We start from the raw sequence: 3,977 nt of genomic DNA, 5'->3' as shown, positions 1-3,977 counted from the left end.
AAACAGGTGAAACCCTGGGCTGTAGACGTCAGTGGCGGTGTTGAGCAGGGCAAAGGCATCAAGGATATCCAGAAAATTTCTCATTTTATTAAAGAGGTTCACCGTGTCTGTAAAACTGACTGAAGAAATGCTGAGCGCACTGCCGGACGCGCGGGGTCACTTCGGGGCCTTTGGTGGGCGATTTGTTTCCGAGACTCTGATGGATTCCCTGATGACGCTCGAGAAAGAATACGCCCGCCTGAAGAAGGATCCGGAATTCCAGGCGCGGTTCGACAAGGAACTGGCGGACTATGTTGGCCGGCCAACCCCGCTGTATTTCGCCGAGCGTCTCAGCCGTGAAACCGGCGGCGCCCAGATCTGGCTCAAGCGTGAAGATCTTTGTCACACCGGTGCCCACAAGGTGAACAACACGATCGGCCAGGCGCTGCTTGCCAGTTTCCTCGGTAAAAAGCGGATCATTGCCGAAACCGGTGCGGGTCAGCACGGTGTTGCCACTGCCACTGTTTGCGCGCGTCTGGGTCTTGAATGCCATGTTTTCATGGGCGCGGAGGATGTCCAGCGACAGTCTCTGAACGTGTTCCGGATGAAGCTTCTGGGCGCGACGGTACATGCCGTTCAGGGTGGCACCAAAACCCTAAAGGATGCCATGAACGATGCGATGCGTGACTGGGTGGCTCACGTGGACGACACTTTCTATATCATTGGTACCGTTGCGGGGCCGCATCCATATCCGCTGCTGGTCCGGGATTTCCAGTCGGTAATCGGTCGTGAAACCCGTCGTCAGGCGCTGGAGAAAACCGGCAAATTGCCGGATGCCCTGGTTGCTTGTGTGGGTGGTGGTTCCAACGCCATTGGCATGTTCTATCCGTTCCTTTCTGACGAATCGGTACAGCTTTACGGTGTCGAGGCTGGCGGCCTGGGCATTGATACCGGCAAACACGCGGCACCACTCTGTGCCGGTCGTCCGGGCGTGCTTCACGGTAACCGCACCTACCTGATGGAGGACGAAAATGGCCAGATCGCGGGTACGCATTCGGTGAGTGCCGGCCTGGACTATCCAGGGGTGGGTCCAGAGCACAGCTGGTTGAAAGACATTGGCCGTGCCAATTATGTGTCCGTTACCGATGACGAAGCGATGGAAGGGTTCCGGAAATTGACTCGCGTCGAGGGTATTATGCCCGCGCTGGAAACGGCTCACGCTGTCGCTTATGCCATCAAACTGGCGGCGACCATGGACAAAGACCAGACCGTTGTCATTAACGTTTCCGGGCGTGGCGACAAGGACATTAACACGGTTGCCAAGCTTGAAGGCATCGAGATCTGAAGAATTAACAGGAGCAGGCATGAGCCGAATTGAAGGGGTCCTCAAGGCCCTGAAAGGACAAGGTCGTAAGGCACTTATTCCCTATATTACTGCCGGTGACCCGCATCCCGATGTCACGGTAGATCTGATGCACACGCTGGTTGAGGCGGGGGCAGATATTATCGAGCTGGGGGTGCCGTTCTCTGACCCCATGGCAGACGGCCCGGTAATCCAGCTTGCCTGTGAGCGGGCCCTGGTGCACGGTACCTCGCTGAGGCAGGTGATTGCCATGGTCAAGGAGTTCCGGAAGTCAGACGACGCAACTCCGGTGGTTTTGATGGGCTACCTGAACCCGATGGAAGCCATGGGCTACGAGCGTTTTGCGGATGCTGCCAAGGATGCTGGCGTCGACGGCATTCTGACCGTTGACTTGCCACCGGAAGAGGCCGACGAGGTTGCTCCGCTGTTCACCCAGCGAAATCTCGACGCCATCTTCCTGCTTTCACCAACCACGACCGATGACCGGATCCGGGCAATCAGTGAGCACTCCTCCGGTTATGTGTACTATGTTTCTATCAAGGGTGTGACGGGATCGGCCACCATCAACGTGGAAGAGGTAGCTGCCAAGGTGAATCATATTCACGAACTGACAGCTCTCCCGGTGGGTGTTGGTTTCGGTATTCGTGATGCGGAAACTGCCGCGGCGGTCGGTCGGGTATCCGATGGTGTAATTGTTGGCAGCGTCCTGGTCGATACAATAGCCAGAAATCAGGCAGATACCGACCAGCTCAAGCGGGCATTGACGGATCTGCTCCACCCGATGCGTGAAGCACTGGACAGTCTCGCCTCCTGAATGAAGGGGAGGAGGGCAAACAGGCGTCAAAGGACAGGATGAGACCATGAGTAACTGGCTGGACAAGATAATGCCGAGCAAGATTCGCTCGGAGTCGAAACAGAGAACGGGCGTTCCGGAGGGGTTGTGGAAGAAATGCCCCAAATGCGGTGCCTTTCTCTACAAGCCGGAACTTGAGAAAAACCTGGATGTTTGCCCCAAATGCAACCACCACCTGAGGGTGACTGCGCGTCGGCGCCTCGAAATTTTTCTTGATCCAGAGGGTCGTGAAGAAGTTGCCGCTGAGCTTGAGCCTTGGGACCGATTGAAGTTCAAGGATAGTAAGCGGTACAAAGATCGTTTGTCCCAGGCGCAGAAAGCCACTGGGGAAAAGGATGCCCTCGTAGCAATGAAAGGCACGACGCTCGGGGTTCCTTTAGTTGCCTGCGCGTTCGAATTTGGATTCCTTGGTGGCTCTATGGGGCAAGTGGTCGGGGAGAAGTTTGTCCAGGCCGCAAATGTTGCTCTCAAGGAGCGTATCCCGTTGGTCTGCTTCTCAGCCAGCGGCGGCGCCCGCATGCAGGAAGCGATCCTGTCATTGATGCAGATGTCGAAGACAGCCGCTGTGCTTGAGAGGATGAAAGTTGAGGGTATTCCCTATATCTCTGTGATGACGGACCCTGTCTTCGGTGGCGTGTCCGCCAGTCTGGCCATGCTGGGGGATCTCAACATTGCAGAGCCAAACGCATTGATCGGCTTCGCCGGCCCCCGGGTTATAGAACAGACGGTTCGTGAAAAACTGCCGGAAGGTTTCCAGCGTAGTGAGTTCCTGCTTGAGCACGGCGCGATTGACATGATTCTCCATCGCCACCAGATGCGCGAACGCATTGCTCATGTGCTGGCCAAGTTTACCGGCCAGGAGCGCCCGGGAACCGAAGACCCGATCGAGTTTGAAGTCTCGGAGAAGCCCGAAACCGATGCCCCTGCCGAGTAACCCTGCAGACCAGCCCCCGGCATCGCCGGGGGCTGGTGCCACCGTCGATCAGTGGCTTACCTACCTGGAAGCGATACACCCTACAGAGATTGATCTTGGCCTGGACCGGGTCCTCGTGGTCCTGCGGCGGTTGTTCCGACGAAAGCCGTCCGCCCGGATCATCACTGTGGCTGGCACTAACGGCAAAGGCAGCGCGGTTGCTACTGTTGAGGCGCTTTTGCGCGCGGCTGGCCGCCGGACTGGCGCCTACACCTCGCCCCATCTACAACGCTATAACGAACGTGTGCGTCTTAATGGTGAGGATATCTCTGACGACGCGCTTGTCAGGGCGTTCGAAGCCGTTGAAGAATCACGCGGAAACGTCTCTCTCACCTATTTCGAATTCGGAACCCTTGCCGCTTTCGTGGCCTTTGCCGGTGCGGGCCTCGACGACTGGGTGCTGGAGGTTGGCCTGGGTGGGCGGCTGGATGCTGTCAATGTCCTGGACGCGGATTTTGCCATCCTGACATCGGTGGACATCGATCATGTTGCCTTCCTTGGCGACAATCGCGAAGTCATCGGGTTTGAAAAGGCCGGTGTCCTTAGGCCGGGCATCCCCTCGGTCTATGCCGATTCCGATCCGCCACGTTCGGTGCTCCAGCAGGCCACTGCGCAGAAAGTCGAACTGGCTCTGCTGGGGCGTGATTATGAGCTGGTGACTGAGCAGCAAGCAGGCGATGATGCTCCGGCGGTAGAGCTTCGCCATAAAGGCCGGGCGATTCGTCTGCCCGCCGGTCCATTGCCGATCAAAAGCGTGGCAGCCGCCGTGGTTGCCATACGCGAGCTTGAACCGAACCTGCCGGTACCAG

Annotated in this window: 5 protein-coding genes; all 5 read left to right on the top strand. The window is 57.5% G+C overall.

The window, feature by feature from the left end; all coding sequences use genetic code 11:
- Positions 1-123 (top strand): phosphoribosylanthranilate isomerase (gene trpF, locus B2W52_RS11395; protein ID WP_476738530.1); only part of this gene is annotated, 123 nt, incomplete at its 5' end.
- Positions 116-1,324 carry a tryptophan synthase subunit beta gene (gene trpB / locus B2W52_RS11390; protein ID WP_373274847.1) on the top strand — a complete coding sequence of 403 codons (1,209 nt, stop codon included), beginning with the start codon at positions 116-118 and terminating at the stop codon, positions 1,322-1,324. The genes trpF and trpB, both read left to right, overlap by 8 nt.
- 19 nt (positions 1,325-1,343) lie before the next feature.
- On the top strand, positions 1,344-2,156 hold the full coding sequence (gene trpA, locus B2W52_RS11385) for a tryptophan synthase subunit alpha (RefSeq protein ID WP_008171746.1): 813 nt from the start codon (positions 1,344-1,346) through the stop codon (positions 2,154-2,156).
- Between the two features lie 46 nt (positions 2,157-2,202).
- Positions 2,203-3,129, top strand: coding sequence for an acetyl-CoA carboxylase, carboxyltransferase subunit beta (gene accD, locus B2W52_RS11380; RefSeq protein ID WP_008171745.1), 927 nt, complete (start codon positions 2,203-2,205; stop codon positions 3,127-3,129).
- The coding region (locus tag B2W52_RS11375; protein WP_286803110.1) for a bifunctional folylpolyglutamate synthase/dihydrofolate synthase at positions 3,113-3,977 on the top strand (865 nt) is incomplete at its 3' end. The genes accD and B2W52_RS11375, both read left to right, overlap by 17 nt.

The organism is Marinobacter sp. UBA2498, assembly GCF_002341575.1.
Taxonomy (GTDB): Bacteria; Pseudomonadota; Gammaproteobacteria; order Pseudomonadales; family Oleiphilaceae; genus Marinobacter; species Marinobacter manganoxydans.
This window is presented reverse-complemented; position numbering and strand designations above follow the sequence as displayed.